Origin of the sequence: Nonomuraea sp. NPDC049400, from assembly GCF_044466425.1 — a bacterium.
Lineage (GTDB): Bacteria > Actinomycetota > Actinomycetes > Streptosporangiales > Streptosporangiaceae > Nonomuraea.
In genome coordinates, this window is the sequence record NZ_JBITMP010000030.1 from 44,595 (window position 1) to 63,984 (window position 19,390).

General features: G+C 70.9%; 18 protein-coding genes. 13 read left to right on the top strand and 5 right to left on the bottom strand.

The features are described from left to right. Positions 1-8 precede the first annotated feature (8 nt). The 8 genes from ACIBVN_RS37120 (at position 9) to ACIBVN_RS37155 (ending at position 8,932) form a co-directional block, all read left to right on the top strand. Positions 9-1,196 carry a M20 family metallopeptidase gene (locus tag ACIBVN_RS37120; protein ID WP_397144639.1) on the top strand — a complete coding sequence of 396 codons (1,188 nt, stop codon included), beginning with the start codon at positions 9-11 and terminating at the stop codon, positions 1,194-1,196. 2 nt (positions 1,197-1,198) lie between these two features. Continuing rightward, a complete protein-coding gene (locus tag ACIBVN_RS37125; RefSeq protein ID WP_397144641.1) occupies positions 1,199-2,164 on the top strand; it encodes a zinc-dependent alcohol dehydrogenase family protein in 966 nt (321 codons plus the stop codon). A gap of 163 nt (positions 2,165-2,327) precedes the next feature. Next, a complete protein-coding gene (locus ACIBVN_RS37130; protein WP_397144643.1) occupies positions 2,328-4,148 on the top strand; it encodes an ABC transporter substrate-binding protein in 1,821 nt (606 codons plus the stop codon). 11 nt (positions 4,149-4,159) lie between these two features. Then, positions 4,160-5,170 (top strand): ABC transporter permease, encoded by a 1,011-nt coding sequence (locus tag ACIBVN_RS37135; RefSeq protein ID WP_397144645.1) that lies wholly within the window; start codon positions 4,160-4,162, stop codon positions 5,168-5,170. Further along, the gene (locus ACIBVN_RS37140) at positions 5,167-6,066 is read left to right on the top strand and encodes an ABC transporter permease (RefSeq protein ID WP_349450298.1); all 900 of its coding nucleotides are present in this window, start codon (positions 5,167-5,169) and stop codon (positions 6,064-6,066) included. The genes ACIBVN_RS37135 and ACIBVN_RS37140 overlap by 4 nt, the downstream gene beginning before the upstream one ends. 3 nt (positions 6,067-6,069) lie before the next feature. Further along, entirely contained in the window at positions 6,070-7,062 is a 993-nt protein-coding gene (locus ACIBVN_RS37145) for an ABC transporter ATP-binding protein (RefSeq protein WP_397144647.1), read from the top strand. Further along, positions 7,059-8,066, top strand: coding sequence for an ABC transporter ATP-binding protein (locus tag ACIBVN_RS37150; RefSeq protein ID WP_397144649.1), 1,008 nt, complete (start codon positions 7,059-7,061; stop codon positions 8,064-8,066). The genes ACIBVN_RS37145 and ACIBVN_RS37150 overlap by 4 nt, the downstream gene beginning before the upstream one ends. After that, a complete protein-coding gene (locus ACIBVN_RS37155; protein ID WP_397144651.1) occupies positions 8,066-8,932 on the top strand; it encodes a GNAT family N-acetyltransferase in 867 nt (288 codons plus the stop codon). Before ACIBVN_RS37150 ends, ACIBVN_RS37155 begins: the two co-directional genes overlap by 1 nt. Positions 8,933-8,967: 35 nt before the next feature. Here the strand turns inward: ACIBVN_RS37155 and ACIBVN_RS37160 are convergent, their stop codons facing one another. Then, positions 8,968-10,089 (bottom strand): exo-beta-N-acetylmuramidase NamZ domain-containing protein, encoded by a 1,122-nt coding sequence (locus ACIBVN_RS37160; protein ID WP_397144653.1) that lies wholly within the window; start codon positions 10,087-10,089, stop codon positions 8,968-8,970. A 58-nt stretch (positions 10,090-10,147) separates the two neighbouring features. Here ACIBVN_RS37160 and murQ point away from each other — a divergent pair, with 58 nt between their 5' ends. The 3 genes from murQ (at position 10,148) to ACIBVN_RS37175 (ending at position 12,951) form a co-directional block, all read left to right on the top strand. Continuing rightward, the gene (murQ, locus tag ACIBVN_RS37165; protein WP_397144655.1) at positions 10,148-11,047 is read left to right on the top strand and encodes an N-acetylmuramic acid 6-phosphate etherase; all 900 of its coding nucleotides are present in this window, start codon (positions 10,148-10,150) and stop codon (positions 11,045-11,047) included. Positions 11,048-11,325: 278 nt separating this feature from the next. Next, positions 11,326-12,462, top strand: a complete 1,137-nt coding sequence (locus ACIBVN_RS37170; RefSeq protein ID WP_397144657.1) for a serine hydrolase domain-containing protein — start codon at positions 11,326-11,328, stop codon at positions 12,460-12,462. A gap of 105 nt (positions 12,463-12,567) precedes the next feature. Then, positions 12,568-12,951, top strand: a complete 384-nt coding sequence (locus ACIBVN_RS37175; RefSeq protein ID WP_397144659.1) for a VOC family protein — start codon at positions 12,568-12,570, stop codon at positions 12,949-12,951. Between the two features lie 17 nt (positions 12,952-12,968). Here ACIBVN_RS37175 and ACIBVN_RS37180 read toward each other — a convergent pair whose 3' ends face one another. After that, complete coding sequence (locus ACIBVN_RS37180; protein WP_397144661.1) at positions 12,969-13,856, bottom strand: TIGR03619 family F420-dependent LLM class oxidoreductase; 888 nt, start codon at positions 13,854-13,856, stop codon at positions 12,969-12,971. 125 nt (positions 13,857-13,981) lie between these two features. After that, on the bottom strand, positions 13,982-14,812 hold the full coding sequence (locus ACIBVN_RS37185) for a PHP domain-containing protein (protein WP_397144800.1): 831 nt from the start codon (positions 14,810-14,812) through the stop codon (positions 13,982-13,984). Positions 14,813-15,217: 405 nt separating this feature from the next. On the opposite strand from ACIBVN_RS37185, the gene ACIBVN_RS37190 reads away from it, so the two are divergent. Both ACIBVN_RS37190 and ACIBVN_RS37195 read left to right on the top strand, forming a co-directional pair. Further along, positions 15,218-16,072 carry a phosphotransferase gene (locus ACIBVN_RS37190; protein WP_397144663.1) on the top strand — a complete coding sequence of 285 codons (855 nt, stop codon included), beginning with the start codon at positions 15,218-15,220 and terminating at the stop codon, positions 16,070-16,072. Between the two features lie 59 nt (positions 16,073-16,131). Further along, positions 16,132-16,389, top strand: coding sequence for a zf-TFIIB domain-containing protein (locus ACIBVN_RS37195; protein ID WP_397144665.1), 258 nt, complete (start codon positions 16,132-16,134; stop codon positions 16,387-16,389). Between the two features lie 117 nt (positions 16,390-16,506). Here ACIBVN_RS37195 and ACIBVN_RS37200 read toward each other — a convergent pair whose 3' ends face one another. Beyond that, complete coding sequence (locus ACIBVN_RS37200) at positions 16,507-17,496, bottom strand: hypothetical protein (protein ID WP_397144667.1); 990 nt, start codon at positions 17,494-17,496, stop codon at positions 16,507-16,509. 37 nt (positions 17,497-17,533) lie between these two features. Beyond that, a complete protein-coding gene (locus ACIBVN_RS37205) occupies positions 17,534-19,315 on the bottom strand; it encodes an ABC-F family ATP-binding cassette domain-containing protein (RefSeq protein WP_397144669.1) in 1,782 nt (593 codons plus the stop codon). Positions 19,316-19,390: the final 75 nt, after the last annotated feature.

Consider the following 19,390-nt stretch of genomic DNA (forward strand, 5'->3'; position numbering starts at 1 on the left):
TGTTCTTCATGACATTCACCGATGAAGCCCTTGATATCCGTGACGAGCTCGTCGAGCTCCGTCACTCGTTGCACACCACGCCGGAGCTCGGCCTGCACCTGCCGCGCACGCAGGAGAAGGTCCTGGCCGCGTTGGAGGGCTTGCCGCTGGAGATCAAGACCGGCACCTCGCTCAGCTCGGTCACGGCGGTGCTGAGGGGCGGCCGGCCGGGGCCCGCCGTGCTGCTGCGCGGGGACATGGACGCGCTGCCCGTGGCCGAGAAGAACGATCTGCCGTACACCTCGCAGCTTCCCGGCCAGATGCACGCGTGCGGGCACGACCTGCACACCGCGATGCTGGCCGGGGCGGCGCGGCTGCTGAGCGCGCGGCGCGAGGAGCTGGCGGGTGACGTCATCTTCATGTTCCAGCCGGGTGAGGAGGGGCACGAGGGCGCCAAGCACATGATCGGCGAGGGCGTGCTCGAGGCGGCGGGCGCGCGGCCGGTGGCGGCGTACGGGATGCACGTCGTGTCCGCGATGTTGCCGCCTGGGCTGTTCGCGTCGCGGCCGGGGCCGATCATGGCGGCGGCGGACACGTTCCTCGTGACGGTCAAGGGGCGCGGCGGGCACGGCTCCAGCCCGCACCGGTCGCTGGACCCGATCCAGGCGGGCTGCGAGATGGTGACGGCGCTGCAGACCATGGTGACCAGGGGGTTCGACCCGTTCGACCCCGTGGTGGTGACGGTGGGCAGCTTCCACGGCGGGTCGGCGGACAACGTGATCCCCGACGAGGCCAGGTTCGAGGCCACGGTGCGCACGTTCAGCAAGGACAACCGGGCGAAGGTCAAGCGGCGGCTGGTGGAGGTCGTGCAGGGCATCGCGGCGGCGCACGGGCTGGAGGTCGAGGCGTCGTTCGGGATGGGGTACCCGGTGACGGTGAACAACGACAGCGAGGCCGCGTTCGTGGGCAGGACGGCGGACGAGCTGTTCGGTCCTGGACGGTATTTCGTGTCGCCGCAGCCGGTCATGGGCTCAGAGGACTTCTCGTACGTGCTGGAGGAGGTGCCGGGCGCGTTCGTGTTCCTGGGGGCGTGCCCGCCCGACCGGGATCCGGCCACCGCGCCCTACAACCACTCTCCCGAGGCGATCTTCGATGACGCCGTGCTGCCCGACGGCGCCGCGCTCTACGCCTCGCTCGCCCACTCCAGGCTGTCGTGACCATGCGGGCGTGGGTCGTGGCCGAGCCGGGGCCGATGGCGACCCGGCCGCTGGAGCTCGTCGAGCGGGACCTGCCCGAGCCTGGGCCCGGCGAGGTGCTGGTCCGGGTCGAGGCGTGCGGCGTGTGCCGTACGGACCTGCATCTGGCGGAGGGCGATCTCCAGCCGCGGCGGCCGCGGACCACGCCCGGTCACCAGGCGGTGGGCAGAGTGGCGGGCACGGACGAGCGGGTGGGCGTGGCCTGGCTCCGCTCCACCTGCGGCACGTGCCGCTACTGCGTGCGGGGGATGGAGAACCTCTGCCCTCGTTCCGCTTATACGGGGTGGGACGCCGACGGCGGTTACGCCGAATATCTCGTCGCGCCCCGCGACTACGTCTATCCCCTGCCCGGCGACGTGCCCGCCGAGCGGCTGGCGCCGCTGCTGTGCGCCGGGATCATCGGCTACCGGGCGCTGCTCCGCTGCGATCTGCCGCCGGGCGGGCGGCTGGGGATCTACGGGTTCGGGGCCTCGGCCCACCTGACGGCGCAGGCAGCCATCGCGCAGGGCGCGGTCGTGCACGCGGTGACCAGATCGGCGGCCTCCAGGGCGCTCGCGCTCGAGCTGGGCGCCGCGTCGGCGGGCGACATACCGCCCGAGCCGCTGGACTCGGCCATCCTGTTTGCGCCGGTAGGTACCCTGGTCCCAGCGGCGCTCGAAGCGCTCGACCGGGGCGGCACTTTGGCCATCGCGGGAATTCATCTGACCGATGTGCCCGTTCTGGACTACGAGCGGCATCTCTTCCAGGAGCGCACGCTACGCAGCGTGACGGCCAACACCAGGGCCGACGGGCGGGCCTATCTGGAGCTGGCGCTGGCGCATCCGCCACGCGTGACGACGAGTCTCTACCCGTTCGAAGAGGCGGACCGCGCACTCACCGATCTGGCGAATGACCAGGTCAACGGGGCGGCCGTCTTGGTAAACAGCTGACCGATTACTTGACGGCGCTTAGCTCCAATCCGCACACTGATGAAGGAAAGTTACATTAGCCTCACAACCACTGGAGATTATTGACGCGGGTCAGGCGCGATCGTAGTGTCCGGTCAATCCCTACAGATCTTCGACAGGTCCCGACATCTCCCCGGAGCGGCAAATGAAACGACTGGCAGCGGTAGTCGCGTTGCTGGGTCTTGCCACCGCGACAGCGGCGTGCAGCGGTGGTTCCACCAACAATTCCAGTGGCTCGGGCGGCGGCGGCGGGCTCTTCACGACGATCGACGTGAACAGGCCCGGCATCGACGCCAGCGGCCCGGCGAACCCCTGGGCGCCGAAGGGCAACTCCTTCATCGGCTACAACGCGATGAAGCTGGGCTGGGTCAAGAACCACCTGACCGACCCGAACCAGTTCTACCCCGGCATCGCCGCCAGTTGGGAGATCGCTCCCGACAACTCCTCGGTCACCATCCACATCCAGCCGAACGGCAAGTGGTCCGACGGCAAGCCGGTGACCGCCGAGGACGTGAAGCTCTCCCTCGGGCTGGCCTCCACCACCGGCAGCACCGCGTTCGCGACCACGCCGGGCGCGGCGGGCGTGGCGGCCGACATCCAGGTCGTCGACGACAAGACCGTCAAGGTCACCCAGGACATGAAGAACCCGAGCTCGAAGTTCGCCCGGGGCGTCATGGACAGCTGGGTCGTGCCCGCGCACGTCTGGAGCAGCCTGCTGCCCGCCGACTTCTGGGACAAGCTCAAGACCTCCAGGGGCACCGGCGCCGACGCGGACAAGGCGCGTGAGGAGATCCTCGCCATCGGCCAGAAGGTGCTCGCCTTCGCGCCGCCCAAGGACGTCTCGGCCGGTCCCTTCACGCTCGAGCGGGTGAACCCCGGCGAGGCCCTGCTGGTGAAGAACAAGAACTTCTACAACGCCGCGCAGGTCGCGCCCGCGCAGGTGAAGTTCCTCAACTACAGCGGCAACGAGCAGATCTGGAACTACCTGACCGCCGGCAAGCTCGACCACTCCGGCTTCGTCGCCGCTCCGACGGACGTGATGACCCGGATCAAGAACGCCCCCGGCTCGCAGCTGATCAAGGGCTTCTCGCCGGTGGCCGTCGGCCTGGCGTTCAACCAGTCGAAGAAGCCGTACGACAACGTCCACGTGCGGCGCGGCCTGGCCTACCTGATCGACCGCGACCAGGTGACCAAGGTGGCCTCGCCCGAGGGCGGCACCGCGGCTGTGACGACCTCCGGCATCCACCAGAAGCCCGCGCAGGAGTGGCTCGGCTCCGAGCTGGCGAGCCTTGAGCCGTACAAGCACGACGTGGCCAAGGCCGAGGCCGAATTCAAGCAGGCCGGCCTGCAGAAGAAGGGCGGCAAGTGGGCGCTGGCCGACGGCTCGCCGTGGAAGGTCACGATGCACGCGCCGTCCGGCTTCTCCGACTGGATCTCCGCGCAGGAGAACATCAAGAGCCAGCTCATCGAGAACGGCGTGGACGCCGAGGTCGTGACCGTCGCCGACTTCCCCGTCTACCTCGAGGAGATCGCCGCCGGCAAGTACGACGCCGGCTTCTGGCTGATGGCGCTCGGCCCGGCGCCGTACGACATCTTCCAGCGCCTCTACGGTGCCTCCAACGGCTGGACCAACGTCGCCGGCAAGGTCGCGCACAGCGCGCCCGGCAAGGGCGGCAACTGGATGGGCAGCGCGGAGGAGCTCGACGTCCAGGGCGTCGGCAAGGTCAACCCGGGTGAGCTCACGGCCAAGCTGAACGCGGCCACCGCCGAGCAGGCCAAGCCGATCATGCTCCAGCTCGCCAAGACGGCCAACCAGGACCTGCCCGCCATCCAGCTCTGGGACTACGTGAACACGCAGTTCACCAACACCGGCCGGTTCACCGGCTGGCCCGAGCAGGACAGCGACCTGCTGCGCCTGCCCGCCGGGGTCTGGATCCAGCTGGGCCTCATCAAGGCCAAGCAATAGAGAAAGAGCCTATGGTAGTCATCGCACGACGACTCGCGGGCCACCTGGCCCGCGGGATCGTCATGATCCTCGTCGTAGCCACGATCAGCTTCTTCATCGTGAGGAGCATCCCCGGCGACCCGGTCGCCGCCAACGTGCAGAAGCTGATCCAGCAGGGCATGGATCCCCAGACGGCCGAGCAGGCGACGCGCGTGCTGTACGGGTTCCAGCCCAAGGGCTCGCTCTGGGAGCAGTACGTCCAGTACATGTCCGGCCTGCTCCGCTTCGACCTGGGGCAGTCGGTCACCCACGCGGGCGCGCCGGTCACCCAGGTGCTCGGTGAGGCGGCCAAGTGGACCGTCCTGCCGGTGCTGGCGGGAACGCTGCTGAGCTTCCTGGTGGGCATCGTCATGGGCGTCTACGCGGCCATCAAGCGCTCGGGCAAGCTCGGCGACATCCTGGCCATCTCGGGGTCGCTGCTGCACGGCGTGCCGCAGTACGTGCTGGGCCTGCTGCTCAGCGCGATCTTCGCGACGCTGATCCCGATCCTGCCGGCCGACGGGCCCGTGGACATCCTGTTCGAGCCCGGGTTCAACGCCGGCTACATCGGCTCGCTGGTCGAGCACGCGGTGCTGCCGGTGCTGACGTACGCGCTGGCGGCCTACGGCGGGTGGATCCTGGCGATGAAGTCGAGCGTGGTGACCGTGCTCGGCGACGACTTCATCCTGGCGGCGGAGCTGCGCGGGATGAAGCGGTCGATCATCTTCAGGTACATCGCGCGCAACGCGATCCTGCCGCTCTTCACGATCCTCGCGCTCTCACTCGGCGTGCTGCTCGGCGGCGCGGTGTTCATCGAGCGGATCTTCAACTATCCGGGACTGGGCCTGCTGCTCCTCGACAGCATCACCATGCGTGACTACGCGCTGATGGGCGGGGCGTTCCTGCTGATCACGGTGTCCATCATCGTGGCGAACATCCTCGCCGACCTGTTCTACTCCGTGATCGACCCGCGGGTCCGCAGCGGGGAGGAGGTGTCGTCATGAGCGTGCTCCTGGAGAGCTCGTCGACGAGCGCCACGATGCGCCGCAACTTCTGGGCGGGCGTGTGGCGGGTGATGAAGCGCAAGCCCAGCCGCATGGTGGGCGTCGTGCTCATGCTCGGTTTCGTGTTCATGGGCGTCTTCGGGCCCATGTTCTACCCCGCCCAGCTGCCCCGCGACCCGAGCCAGATCACCAGGCCACCGAGCTGGGAGCACTGGCTCGGCACCGACGACCAGGGCAGGGACGTGATCGCCCTGGTGGTCACCGGGTCGCGGTACGTGCTGCTGGCCGCGCTGGTGACCGCGGTCATCACCGTGGTCGTGGGCGCCGGCATCGGGCTGTTCTCCGGCTTCAAGCGGGGCCGCTGGGACAACGTGCTCATGCGGCTCACCGACATGAAGCTGACCATCCCCGGGCTGCCGCTGCTGCTGGTGCTCTCCACCGTGTGGAAGTTCAACAGCGCGATCCAGATGGGCCTGGTGCTGGGGCTGCTCAGCTGGGGCGGCGTGGCGCGGGCGGTGCGCTCGCAGACGCTGTCGCTGCGCGAGCGGGGCTTCATCGAGGCGGCGCGCGGGCTCGGCCTTTCCACGACGCACATCGTGGGCAAGGAGCTGCTGCCCAGCATGGCGCCGTACATCGCGATGAACATGCTCATCGCGGTCACCGGCGGCGTGTACGCCCAGGTCGGCCTGTTCTTCCTGGGAGTGCTGCCGTACGAGTCGAACAACTGGGGGCAGATGCTCAACACCGCCGTGTTCCGCTCGGGCGCGCTCACCGTGCCGAGCGCGCTGGGCTTCCTCATCGGGCCGCTGCTGGCGATCCTGTTGTTGACGCTGGCCATCGTGCTCGTGGTGGACGCCATGGACGAGATCTTCAACCCCCGGCTGCGCGAGGAGTAAAGGGTGACGAAGCAAGCGCCGGGAGTGCGCATCGACGGCCTCACGGTCGTCTACAAGACCCCCGCGGGCGAGCTGCCCGCCGTCAGGGACATCAGCCTGACCCTGGAGCCCGGCTCGATCACCGGCATCGTCGGCGAGTCGGGGTCCGGCAAGTCCACGATGGCCCTGTCGCTGCTCAACGCCGTCCAGCCGCCGGGCAGGATCGCGGCGGGCAGCGTCGAGATCGACGGGCTCGGCGACGTGGTGGGCCTGCGGGGCGAGCAGCTGCGCAAGGCCAGGGGCAAGCACATCGGGTACGTCTTCCAGGCCGCCCAGAACTCCCTGAACCCGCTCAAGACAGTCGGCAAGCAGCTGCTCGACCTGGGCCGCTCGCACGGCGTCGAGGACCTGCGCGCGCTGGTGCGCGAGGCCAAGGAGCTGCTCGGCCGGATGGGGCTGGACGGGGCCAGGGTGCTCGACTCGCACCAGCACGAGCTGTCCGGCGGCATGCGCCAGCGGGTCGGCATCATGCTGGCGCTGGTGCTCAACGCCCACCTGGTGGTGCTGGACGAGCCGACGACCGCGCTCGACATGATCACCCAGGCGAACATCCTGAAGATCGTCCGCGAGGTGCACGCGGAGCGCGGCCTCACCACCCTCGTCATCACCCACGACATCGGCGTGGTGGCCGAGGTGGCCGACCGGCTGGCCGTCATGTACGGCGGGCGGCTGGTCGAGCAGGGCCCCACCAGGGAGGTGCTCGGCTCGCCGAAGCACCCCTACACCAGGGGCCTGATCAAGGCCATCCCGCGGCTCGTCGGCGACATCGACGAGGCGCGGGCGCTGCCCGGCAGGCCGCCGACGCTGGCGACCGTGCCGAAGGAGGGCTGCGTGTTCAGGGAGCGCTGCCCGCTGCGCATGGACGTCTGCGACACCGTCGACCCCGACGCGGTCGCCGACGGGTCCAGGGTCGTGGCCTGCCACGCCGTGACCGTGAACGTGAAGGAGCACGCATGATCACTGGGACCGGCGTCGTCAAGACGTTCAAGCAGCGCGGCAAGATGCTGGGCGCCCGTGAGGTGCGCGCGCTGCGCGGGGTCGACTTCTCGATCCCCAAGGGGGGCGCGGCCTCGTTCATCGGCGAGTCCGGGTGCGGCAAGACCACGCTGGGCCGGATCATCGCCGGGCTGGAGACGTACGACGAGGGCGAGATCCTCATCGACGGCGTCTCCATGTCGTCGCTCAAGCACAAGCAGCGCCAGCCGCACTTCCGCAAGATCCAGATGATCCACCAGGACCCGTATTCCGCCCTGAACCCGACCAGGACCATCCACCAGACGCTGTACGCCCCGCTGAGCCTGCGGGCCAGGCAGACCGGGCGGTCAGGGTCGTGGATCGACGAGCGGGCGGCCGAGGTGCTGTCGCTGGTGGGTCTCGACCCCGGCACGGTGCTGTCGCGCTACCCGCACCAGCTGTCCGGCGGCATGCGGCAGCGCGTGGTCATCGCCCGCGCGCTGACCGTCGACCCGGAGATGCTCGTCGCGGACGAGGCCGTCTCGATGATCGACGTGTCGCTCCGGCTGGGCATCCTGGCGCTGCTGAAGGACCTGCGCGAGCGGCTCGGCGTGAGCGTGCTGTTCATCACCCACGACGTGGCCACGGCCCGCTACATCGGCGACGACGGCGAGCTGTACGTCATCTACCGCGGCCAGGTCGTCGAGCGCGGCCCCGTGGACACGGTCATCGCCGACCCCGTGCACCCGTACACGCAGTCGCTGCTGTCGGCGATCCCGGTGCTGCACGGCCTGGAGGAGCCCGGCGAGCACCCGGTGACGCCGCTGGAGTCGCTGGACGAGAGCCAGTCGGACGAGGGCTGCCTGTTCGCCCGCCGCTGCCCGTTCAGGGGCGAGCGGTGCAGCGAGCGGCCGCTGCTGCAGCTGACGGAAGGGGTGCCGCAGGAGCACGCGTGCTTCTACCCCGAGCGCCGCAGCGTGATCGCCCGCCCGATGAGCGAGGTGTGATGTCCCACGTTGTGCGGGTCACCGATCTGGCCGCGGATCTGACGGAGGCGGCCGAGGTCGCCACCGCCGCGCTCACGCTGGACGCCGCGGAGGCCGCCGGCCTGGTCGGCTATCTCTCGCGTCCTCCCGCGGAGCGGCGCTGGACGGCGCTGGCCACCGACGGCGGCGTCGTGATGGCGTCCCTGTCGGCCGGCGATCCGGCGGCCGGGCACATCGACCTGCTGGCCGTGCACCCCTCCGTGCAGGGGCAGGGGCGTGGGCGGGCGCTGGTGCGGGCGGCCGAGGAGTGGCTGCGGGGCCAGGGCGCGCGGCAGGCGCGCTTCGCCGGCAACGCGCCGTGCTATGCCTGGCCGGGCATCGACGTACGCTACACCGCCGCCGCCTGCCTGGCCGAGAGCCTCGGCTACGAGCGCTACCAGGTCGCCTGGAACATGACGGCCGACCTGAGCACCGACCTGTCCGTCGAGGACGACCTGCGGCGTCTGGAGAAGGCCGGGGTGCGGGTGCTCGCGGCCGGTGCGGACCGGGAGCGGGTCGCCGCGTTCGTCGAGGAGCAGTGGAACGAGCGCTGGGCCTGGGAGGCCACGCACGCGGCCGGGCTGCACTACGCCGAGCGCGACGGGCGCGTCCTGGGCTTCGCCGCCTGGGGCGCCCGGCCCGGCTGGTTCGGGCCGATGGGGACCTCGCCGGACGCCCGCGGGCTGGGCGTGGGACGCGTGCTGCTGCGCAGGTGCCTGGCGGACCAGCGGGCCGCCGGGCAGGCCAGCGCCCAGATCGGGTGGGTAGGGCCGTTGCGGTTCTACTCGCACGCCGTCGGCGCGCGAGCGGAACGCGTCTTCTGGCTCTACCGGCGCGAACTGGCGTGATCGTAGGCGCAGACTCCACTGCCTGCGGCACGACGCTAAACGCGTCGGCCGTAGAGCAGTGGTCCTTCAGGGGTTCCCGGTGGCGGGCAGAGGCCGCGGGGGTCCTCGCCCGCGTCCAGGCAGCGGGTGAGCGTGTCGGAGCCCCACAGGTGGTCCATGAACAGGTCGGGGCCCCACCAGCGCAGATCGTCCGGATAGAGGGTGCGGGCCACGTACAGCATGGACAGGCCCGTCAGCACCGGCCTGAACGCCTCGCGGTCGTGCACGTGGAGCTGGACGCCGCGCACGGGGACGCCCGCGTGTTTGTGGAAGGTGGGCGTGAACCACGTCTCCCTGAACCGCACGCCCGGCAGGCCCAGCTCGGCCAGCGCGGCGGCCAACCGGGCATCCGCGTACGGGGCGCCGACCAGCTCGAAGGGCCTGGTCGTGCCGCGTCCCTCGGAGAAGTTCGTGCCCTCGAACAGCCCGGTGCCCGGGTAGACCAGCGCGGTGTCCAGGGTGGGCATGTTGACCGACGGCATCACCCAGGGCAGCCCCGTCTCGGCGAACGTCATGTCGCGCCGCCAGCCCTCCATCTCGACCACGCGCAGGTCCACGTCGAACCCGAACAGCGTGGCCAGCTCCCCCGCCGTCCTGCCGTGCCGGACCGGGAGCGGGAAGCGGCCCACGAAACTGGCGAACGCCGGGTCGAGCAGCGGCCCCTCCTGGACGGTCCCGCCGAGCGGGTTGGGCCGGTCCAGGACCACGAACCGCAGCCCGAGCCGGGCGGCCGAGGCCAGCAGGTCGTACATCGTCCAGACGTAGGTGTAGAACCGGGTGCCCACGTCGGCGATGTCGAAGACCAGCGTGTCCACGCCAGACCCCGCGACCACCCGGTCCAGCGCCTCGCCCTCGAGCTTGTGCGTGTCGAACACCGGCAGCCCGGTCTTCTCGTCCACGGTGTCGGCCTCGCTGCCGGCCGCCTGGGCGGTGCCGCGCATGCCGTGCTCGGGACCGAACAGCGCCGTCAGGTTCACCCCTGCGGCCAGCAGCGCGTCCGGGGTCGGGGTCAGATCGGGCAGGACTCCGGTGGGGTTCGTGATCAGGCCGAGGCGGGTGCCGCCCGCGAGAGCGGGATCCGCGGCCAGCCGTTCGGCTCCGGTTCGTACATGTGCCATGAAAGCCATTGTCTGAAAGATATTTACAAGTGTGAAGGAGAGGGTGGAAATTAGCGTCATGACTGATCCGCTACCCGAGCTGTCCACTGAGCAGAGCGATCCCCGCTACAGCCAGATCGACCGGCTGCCGACCGAGCAGATCGCCAGGCTCATGAACCAGGCCGACGCCGCCGTGCCCGCCGCCGTCGCGGTGGCCATCCCGGCGATCTCGGCGGCCATCGACGCGATCTCCGCGCGGATGGCCGACGGCGGCCGGCTGCTGTACGTCGGCGCCGGCACGTCGGGCCGGCTGGCCGTGCTCGACGCCAGCGAGTGCCCGCCCACGTTCGGCACCGATCCGTCGCTGGTGCAGGGCGTCATCGCCGGGGGGCCGGATGCGCTCACCCGGTCCGTCGAGGGTGCGGAGGACGATGCCGACGCCGGCGCCGCCGCGTTGAAGGACCTGGCGGTGGGGCCGCTCGACTCGGTGGTCGGCGTGTCCGCCAGCGGGCGGGCCCCTTTCGTGCTCGGCGCGCTCGCTGAGGCGTCCGCCCGCGGCGCGCTCACCGTCGGCCTGTCGTGCAACGACGGCGCGCCGCTGTCGGCCGCCGCGGAGCACGCGATCGAGGTCGTCGTGGGTCCCGAGGTGGTGACCGGCTCGACGAGACTCAAGGCGGGCACGGCTCAGAAGCTCGTGCTGAACATGATCTCCACGATCTCGATGGTCAAGCTCGGCCGTACGTACGGCAACAAGATGATCGAGATGTCGGCGATGAACAACAAGCTGGCCGGGCGCGCGCTGCGCATGGTCAGCGACATCACCGGCGCCGACCACGCGACGGCCGAGGCGGCGCTGGACGCGGCCGGCGGGCAGGCGAAGATCGCCGTGCTGATGATCCAGCACGGGCTCGACGCCGATGGGGCACGCGCGCTGCTGGAGTCACACGGGGAGCGCCTCAGCGACGCGCTGAGCGGCTGACCGGGCCCGGCGCGACGGGGACGGCGCGCGACGGGCGGCCCACCACGCACCACGGCCGCCCACAGGACGCGCCTCACGCCCACGGGGGGCGTCTTGGACGACGGGCGCCCCGCACGGACGCTCGCCGCACGACGGGCGCCCCGGACGACGGGCGCCTCGGACGACGAGTGCGTCAGACGACGGCGGCTCCGGGCGCAGGGGGTGCTCAGGGCGACGGGGTGCTCCGACGGCCAGGGCTGAGACGACCGGGGCCGGCACGAGGGGATGAGGGGGACGGGGTGGCTGATCGGCTGGGGGAGATCCTGGCGGACGGGGTGCCGCGCGTGTGCTCGGCGGCGGTCGCGCTGATCGCCGTGGACGGCCGCGTGGCCGCCGCAGCCGCGACCGGCGAGCTCGTACGCTACGCCGACGCCGAAGGGAGCCTGGCCCCGGAGCGCCCGCCCGCGGGTCGGGACTCGATCTTCGACCTGGCCTCGATCAGCAAGCTCTTCACCACGACCGTGCTGCTCTCGCTGGCCGAGGAGGGCCGGCTCGGCCTGGACGAGCCGGTGGCCACGTGGATACCGGGCAGCGACGGCAGGATCACGCTGCGCCGCCTGCTCACCCACACGGCGGGCCTGCCCCCGACCCGCCGCATCGACCTGGAGCTGCCCGGCGCGGACGCCGCCGAGCGCATGGCGGCGATGCTGGACACTCCGATCATCCACCCGGTCGGCGGCCCGTACCTCTACAGCGACGTCGGCATGGTCATGGCGGGCCGGGTCGCGGAGCTGGCCGGCGACGCACCGCTCGACGAGCTGGTCCGCACGCGGGTCACGGGCCCGCTCGGCCTGGCCGACACCGGCTACCGGCCCACAGCGCTGCCCCGGATCGCCGCCACGGAGTGGAAGCGGGAACGCGCGAGACCAGCGCCGGACCCGGGCGCATCAAGTGCCGCGCTGGACCCGGGAGTATCAAACGCCGCACCGGACGCGAGCGCGTCAGGCGCCGGTTGTGTGCGCGGTGAGGTGCACGATGAAACGGCGTACGCGCTGGGCGGCGTGGCGGGGCATGCGGGGTTGTTCGCCACAGCCGGGGACCTGCTGGCCTTCGGCGAGGCGCTGCGGCTCGGCGGCGCGCCCGTGCTGCGCCCGGAGAGCGTGGCCGAGATGGTGCGCGACCAGGGCGCGGAAGGCGCCGCCTTCCGCCACGGGCTGGGCGTGCGCATCGGCGACCCGGCGATCGTGGGGCCGCTGAGCGGCGCTTTCGGCCATTCCGGCTTCACCGGCACCTCGCTGGTGGTCGATCCCGCGCGCCGGTTGACCGTGGTGCTGCTGACGAACGCCGTCCATCCCGTACGGGGGCGCGAAGGCATTCGCGAATTGCGGCACGCGGTGGCCGCCGAGGCGTTGCGACTCCACGACCTCGCCCTTTGACAGGACGTAGCGTATCGCTCAGCACTGCCGTCGAACTTCATCAACGGCATCGGCTCGCCGCCCGTCGCCCTGACATGACGTGAAGGGCTGACATAACGTGAAGGTATGTCCGTCCAGCTGAACCACACCATCGTGCAGGCGAAGGACCGGGACGAGACCGCCGCGTTCCTCGTGGACGTCCTCGGCCTGGAGCCGGCGCCGGTGTACGGGCCGTTCCGCGTCGTCACGCTCGGCAACGACGTCTCGCTCGACGTCCTCGAGGCCGGCGAGGCGGTGATCCCGCAGCATTACGCGTTCCTGGTCAGCGATGAGGAGTTCGACCAGATCTGGGACCGGATCAAGAGCCGCGGCCTGACGTACTGGGCCGATCCGCACCATGAGCAGCCGGGGCGGATCAACACCCACGACGGCGGCCGCGGCCTCTACTGGTCCGATCCCAACGGCCACAACCTGGAGATCATCACGGTTCCGTACGGCGGCTGGGGCTAGAAGGCCAGGGCTTCCGGCTAGGGGGCCAGGGCCTCCAGCGCCTCTTCGGCCCGGCGCATCGCCTCCTTGGCGTCGAGCGTGACGAACTCACGGTCGAAGCCGAGGTCGTGGAAAACGTCGGTCACGCCGCTCGCGGCCAGGCCGTCCACGTCGCGCCGGATCTTCTCGTACGTGCCCGTCAGGGGCCGGTCATCGTCGGCCGCCCGGACCTGCGTGACTCCTCGGCACACGAAGCGGAACGCGCCCGCGTCCCGGCCTTCCTCTGCCAGCGTGGCCTTGATCAGCTCGACCCGCCCGGCGACCGCGGCCAGGTCCTCCCTGCTTGAGCTCACCCACCCGTCGGCCAGCCGCCCGGCGCGGCGCAGCGCGACCTCGGCGGTTCCGCCGAGCAGGATCGGCGGCGGCCCGGGCACCGGCTTGGGGTCGATGTGGGAGGGCGGCACGCGGTAGAACTCGCCGCTGTGCTCGACCACGTCGTCGGCCCACGCCTTGCGCAGCACCTCGACGAACTCCTCGCCCCTGCGCCCCCGCCGCTCCATGCCCACGCCCGCGGCCTCGAACTCCTCCGGCAGCCAGCCCAGCCCGAGCCCCGCCGTCAGCCGGCCCTCCGAGACCGTCTGCAGCGTGGCCAGCTGCTTGGCCAGCACCACCGGCTGCACGTACGCGTTGATCACCGCCACGCCCAGCCGGATCCGGCTCGTCACGCCCGCCAGGTGGGCCAGCGTGATGAGCGGGTCGTGCACGCTGCGGTACGTCGGCCCCATCGGATGCCCGACCGGGTACAGCAGGCGCTGGAACGTCCACAGCTCGTGATAGCCGAGCTCCTCCGCCCGGGTGGCGATGCGGCGCATGTTGCCGGGGGTGGCCCACGGGCCTGACTGGGGCACTGCGAAACCCACTCTCATGCCCCCTAGTCTGACCGACGCGAGTTCGCCTCAGACAGGAGCCTGTGACCTGCGAGGAAGAACGAGACCGGTAGCCCACCAACCTGGCCGTTCCGCGCATGTTCCGAGCTTCCAGCCCCTTACCGTCAGTCCACACGCGCCCAGAAATCGTACGGGTCCTGCCCAGGGCGGAATCCGTGCGCCTCTGCCATGTCCGCCGCCTCCCGGAACCTGTGAGCGACGAGGGATGGGTCGTGGGCGTCGCTGCCGAAGCTGACCGCCGGCCCGCCCTCCTCGTGCCACCACCGCAGGATCACCGGTGACAGCGGCAACCTTGTGTTGACCTCCAGGGCCCGCCCCGACGAGGCGGTCGCCCTCAGCGCATGCCGGAACTCCTCCTCGAAGGCCAGCGGATCGAAAGGCATAACCTCCGTAGGCCAGGACCGCACTGGGTAGTCGATGTGGGCAAGCACGGAGAACACATCGCTCCCCGCCACCAGTCGGGCAACCTCGGCCAGGTACTCCCGGATGACCTCGGCCGCAACCCGGTGGTCGTACAGCCCCCACGGTTCCGCGAACCCGTCGCCGTCGGGCAGGCAGTGCAAAGAGCCCAGGATCCGGTCGAACCGCCCGGCCGCGAGTACCTTCGCCACGGCCTCGGCGTGCCAGTGTGGCTCCCCGACCTCCAGCCCACTCAGGATCCGGAGCCCGGGGAAGCGCTCGCGGCACCGCTCGATCGAGTCCAGATACCCGTCCACGTCGAACGCCGGAGGGCTCAACACCCCCTCCGGCGAGCTCAGCGACAGCAGATGGGCATCATCCGCGGAACCGATGTTCAACGACGTGTGGTCGAGGTGTTCGGTGAAGGCGATCGCGGGGAGCCCAAGCTCCACCGCCCGCGCGCAGGCACGCTCCATCGAGGCATTCGGGGCGTCCCAGGACCACTCGCTGTGCACGTGGTTGTCTGCAGGCAGCATCACAAAAGCACCGTAGTGGACGATCAGGAAGTGGCTGAAGGGGAGGAGACGGAACACTTCTGAACAGAGCGGGAGCCAGCGCCTGCAAGACCATCCCCGCCCGACGGCGCTGGAGGGCCGCCCGGGCGGGGATGCGAACGCCGTCCTCGGAGGGTGCTCCGCGCACCCAGGGTCGTGATGACCTTGGCGTCGCAGCGGAGGATGAATCCCCCTCCGAAGGAGGCGGCGAGATCATCCCACGCGTATTCCGCAACCAGCGGCACCCTCGGGCGTCGACCAGCACACGACGGCACACGCCGAACGTGCGCGGCCCGCCGTCACCGCAGGTCTGGTCGGGGGTTTGGCCCGATCCGGCGATCGCGTCCAGCGGCATGCACCGCCCATACCGCCGAATAGTCTGTACGAGTGGGTCTGGAGGATGAGCTGGCGGGTGTCGCCGCGGCGTACGGCGGTGCGGGCGATCCCGTGTCGCACCCGACGCGCACCGATGTCGTGGTGTTACGCAGGGGCGAGGTCGTGGTCAAGGCCCACTCCCGGCGCGACGACGTGGAGTCGTTGCGGATCCGGCTGCGTGCCGCCGCGTCGGCCGCGGTGAGCGGTGTGATGCTGGCCCCGCTGGAGACCGAGGTGCTGCCGGTCGCGGGCCGCGCGGTGACCGTCTGGCCGGCGGGCCGCCCCGTCGCGCAGGACGACCCGGACTCCGCGCCCTGGGAGGAGGGCGCCAGGTTGCTGGCCGCGCTGCACGCCATTCCCCTGACGCCGCTGCCCGGGCTGCCCCCCGCCGGAGGTCCCGCGCGGGCCGCCAGGGCGGTGGGCCGGATGACCGGAGACGGCCCCGTCGAGCAGCTCATCAGGCGGGCCTTCAAGGAGCTGCCCGAGCCCGCGCCGCTGCCCGCGCTGCTCACGCACGGCGACTGGCACCTGGGCCAGCTCGTCCACCGCGACCGCTGGCTGCTCATCGACGTCGACGACCTCGGCGTCGGCGACCCGGCGTGGGACCTGGCCAGACCGGCCGCCTGGTATGCCGCGGGGCTGCTCGAACCGGCCGTCTGGGAGCGGTTCCTGGGGGCGTACCTGGCCTCCGGCGGGCCCGCGCTGGGCCGGGGCGACGACCCGTGGCGGCGGCTCGACCTGCCCGCCAGGGCGCTCACCGTCCAGCTCGCCGCCGTGGCCGTCGTCAACGCTCAGCGCGAGGGCCGGGAACTCGACGAGGTCGAGCACTCGTTGGTTGAGACGTGCAACAGAATCGTCCGAGCGTGACGGGGTTGCGCGCGGTAGGTTTCAACCCTGAAGCCCCGAAGCCAAGGAGAGCGACTTAGATGCAGTGCCCTAAGTGCCGCGGGAACATGCGGACCTATGAGCGCAACGGCGTCCACATCGAGCAGTGCGACAACTGCCGTGGGATCTTCCTCGACTACGGCGAGCTCGAGACGCTGACCCGGATGGAGTCGCAGTACCACGCGGCTCCCCCGCCGCCCCCCGCCCCCGGTCCCGCGTGGGGCGCCCCGCACGGCGGCGGCCACTATGGCCACCACCGCCATCAGCGCAGCTGGGTGGGCATGCTGTTCTCGACCTGACCCGGAAAGGCCGCGCACCGTCGAGGTGCGCGGCCTTCCGTGCCGTCGGGGCGGCCTTCCGTGCTGTCGGGGCGGCCTTCCGTGCTGTCGGGGCGGCCTTCCGTGCTGTCGGCGGCGTCAGCTCGGGAAGTCGTCGGGGTCCACGGGCGCGGTCTTGGCGTTGCCCCCCGAGATCGCGTGCAGCGTGACCCGCCAGTCGTGCCAGCGGACCTGCGTGGCGGTGAACGTCGTCTTGAACTTCACCGACTTGTCGAACTTCTCGAAGCTGCATTCGCGCGTGAACGACTTGCTCTTGCCGTCCCAGTCCACGCCGTGCGTGAAGTAGATCTTGTACGAGCCGTCGCGCACGCCCCTGACCTTGAACTTCGACTTCTTGCGCACATACACGCTGAACGTCTTGCTGCCGCCCTTCACGACGGTGACCACGGCGTCGCGGGTGCCGCCGTTGTCGATCTCCAGCGAGCTGCGGCCGTTGAGCGTGCTCCTGCGGATGAACGAACCGTTGCCCAGCCGCCTGGTCGCCTTCTTCCCGGCCTTCACGTCCACGATGTCGGCCGGGTAGCCGCCGGCGCTCTGCAGGGCCTCGCCCGCCTTGTCGAGCGCGGCCAGCTGGTCGTCGAGGTCGATGAGCACGGCCGACGACGTGCACAGGTTCCTGGCGCCCACCTTGCCCGCCGTGGCGCCCAGCCCGCTGGCGAAGTCACGCAGGCCGGCCACGTACGCGTCGTGCTGGGCGCGTACGGCGTCGGGCGGGACGATGGCGGCCAGCGCGTCGGCGGCGCCGCTCAGCGCCTCCTCGGCGCGCCCGACCCGGTCGTCCAGGGCCTTGACGCTGCGCGCACCCGCCAGGGCGTCGATCGCCCCGGCCAGCGCCTTGTGCCTGCTCTCGAGCGCGCTCTTGTACGCCTCGGCCGTGAGCGCGCTCGGGCTGGGGCTGCTGCTCGCATCCGAGCCGCCGCCGCTTACGGGCGCCCCGCCGCCACTGCCGCCGGCGACGCCGCTGACCTTCGACTCGCCTCCGGTCGGCGACGGTAAGGACGACGAACAGGCGCCGAGCGTGAGGGTTGCCAGGGCGAGAACACAGGAGATCAACCGGGGTCCAGCCACCTGTCACACTATCGTCCGGTTGATCCCCACCCGTCAATCACGATTCCGTCAGTCCAGCGTCCCGATCCTGTCGCAGCCAGCGGGTGATCCCGATCGTCTCCAGGAACGGCACGTCGTGGCTGGCCACGACGAGCGCCCCTTGGTACGCGTTCAGCGCCTGGGAGAGCTGGCGGACGCTGGCCATGTCCAGGTTGTTCGTCGGCTCGTCGAGCAGGAGCAGCTGTGGCGGCGGCTCCGCCGACAGGAGCGCGGCGAGGGTCGCCCGGAAGCGCTCGCCTCCCGACAGCGTGCCGACCGCCTGGTTGACCCGCTCGCCCCTGAACAGGAAGCGCGCCAGGCGGGCCCTGACGTCGTTGACGGAGGCGTCCGGGGCCACGGCCCGCACGTTGTCCACGACGCTCAGGGTGTTGTCCAGGAGGTCGAGGCGCTGCGGGAGGTACCGGACGGGGACGTGGGCGCCGTGCTCGATGATCCGCTTGAGCAACGTGGTCTTGCCCGACCCGTTCGGACCGAGCAACGCGATCCGCTCGGGACCACGTACCACCAACGTCTCCAGCACAACGCCGCGCACCGCGTCTTCGCCGCCCTCGCCATGGTCGTCGTGCTCAGTACGCACATCGCGGCCGGCCGCCGTCCCGGACGCGCCGCGGGAGTCCGGCGCGGCCGGGTCCCGTGACTCAGCCGTGCCAAGCTCCCCTCGTACGTCGCCCGCGGCGGTCGTGCCCGGACCATGGGCGGCGGCACCGTCGGAGGACGGCGGAGGGGTGGTGAGGGCCGGAGGCGGTGGGAGCGGGAGGGTGAGGACCGTGCGACCGGCGGGCACCTCCGTGCCGGGCAGCTGGATCCGGATCTCCGCGTCGTCGCGCACCGCCTGCTCGGCCTCCGTCAGCCGCTCACGCGCCTCCTCCAGCTTCTCGATGGCCAGGTTGCGCTGCTTGCCGGCGGTCACCTGGGCCTTCCCCTTGAGCGTGTTGGCGACGATCTTCGGCACCTTCTTGTTCTCGAACGCCTTGCGCCCGTTGCGCAGGTTCCGGTCGATCCGGGTACGGGCCTCGATGAGCTCCCGCTGCTGCCTGCGGACCTCGCCTTCCGCGGTCCGCACCATCCGCAGGGCGGCCTGCTGCTCGCCGGCGACCTGCTCCTCGTAGGCGCTCAGGTTGCCCCCGTACATGCGTACGACGCCGTCGCGCAGCTCGGCGATCTGGTCGACCAGCTCCAGCAGCGCGCGGTCGTGGCTGACCACCACCAGCACCCCCGGCCAGGCGGCGACCGCGGCGTAGAGCCGTTCCCGCGCGTCCAGGTCGAGGTTGTTGGTGGGCTCGTCGAGCAGCAGCACCTCGGGCCGCTTCAGCAGCTGGGCGGCCAGCGCGACCATGATGGTCTCGCCGCCCGACAGCGTGCCGACCGTGCGGTCGAGCCCGATGTGGTCGAGCCCCAGCCGGTCGAGCTCGGCCCGGGCGCGCTCCTCGACGTCCCAGTCGTCGCCGACCGCGGCGAAGTGCTCCTCGGCCACGTCGCCGCTCTCGATGGCGTGCAGCGCCGCCCGCGTCCGGCTGATCTCCAGCAGGTCCGACACGGTACGACTCGCGCCCAGCGGGACGTTCTGCGGCAGGTACCCCACCTCGCCCGACACGGACACGGACCCGGAGCGAGGGGCCAGCTCCCGCGCGATGATCTTCAGCAGGGTGGATTTGCCCGACCCGTTGACCCCGATGAGCCCGGTACGTCCGGCGGGGAACGCGGCGTCGAGCCCGTCGAGCACGCCGGTGCCGTCCGGCCAGCCGAAGGACACGTGATCTACAACAATGGAATAAGGCATAAGGCGGCTCCCGTCACAAAGGTCGAAATTTCGTGACTTGGCGGGAATCACCGCAAATGCGCACAGCACGAGGAA

Coding starts and splice junctions, on each gene's coding strand:
- ACIBVN_RS37155 (WP_397144651.1), top strand. CDS start 8,066: ATGTCCCACGTTGTGCGGGTCACCGATCTGGCCGCGGATCTGACGGAG.
- ACIBVN_RS37125 (WP_397144641.1), top strand. CDS start 1,199: ATGCGGGCGTGGGTCGTGGCCGAGCCGGGGCCGATGGCGACCCGGCCG.
- ACIBVN_RS37135 (WP_397144645.1), top strand. CDS start 4,160: ATGGTAGTCATCGCACGACGACTCGCGGGCCACCTGGCCCGCGGGATC.
- ACIBVN_RS37185 (WP_397144800.1), bottom strand. CDS start 14,812: ATGCTGCCTGCAGACAACCACGTGCACAGCGAGTGGTCCTGGGACGCC.
- ACIBVN_RS37140 (WP_349450298.1), top strand. CDS start 5,167: ATGAGCGTGCTCCTGGAGAGCTCGTCGACGAGCGCCACGATGCGCCGC.
- ACIBVN_RS37130 (WP_397144643.1), top strand. CDS start 2,328: ATGAAACGACTGGCAGCGGTAGTCGCGTTGCTGGGTCTTGCCACCGCG.
- ACIBVN_RS37175 (WP_397144659.1), top strand. CDS start 12,568: ATGTCCGTCCAGCTGAACCACACCATCGTGCAGGCGAAGGACCGGGAC.
- ACIBVN_RS37120 (WP_397144639.1), top strand. CDS start 9: ATGACATTCACCGATGAAGCCCTTGATATCCGTGACGAGCTCGTCGAG.
- ACIBVN_RS37160 (WP_397144653.1), bottom strand. CDS start 10,089: ATGGCACATGTACGAACCGGAGCCGAACGGCTGGCCGCGGATCCCGCT.
- ACIBVN_RS37205 (WP_397144669.1), bottom strand. CDS start 19,315: ATGCCTTATTCCATTGTTGTAGATCACGTGTCCTTCGGCTGGCCGGAC.
- ACIBVN_RS37150 (WP_397144649.1), top strand. CDS start 7,059: ATGATCACTGGGACCGGCGTCGTCAAGACGTTCAAGCAGCGCGGCAAG.
- ACIBVN_RS37180 (WP_397144661.1), bottom strand. CDS start 13,856: ATGAGAGTGGGTTTCGCAGTGCCCCAGTCAGGCCCGTGGGCCACCCCC.
- ACIBVN_RS37195 (WP_397144665.1), top strand. CDS start 16,132: ATGCAGTGCCCTAAGTGCCGCGGGAACATGCGGACCTATGAGCGCAAC.
- murQ (WP_397144655.1), top strand. CDS start 10,148: ATGACTGATCCGCTACCCGAGCTGTCCACTGAGCAGAGCGATCCCCGC.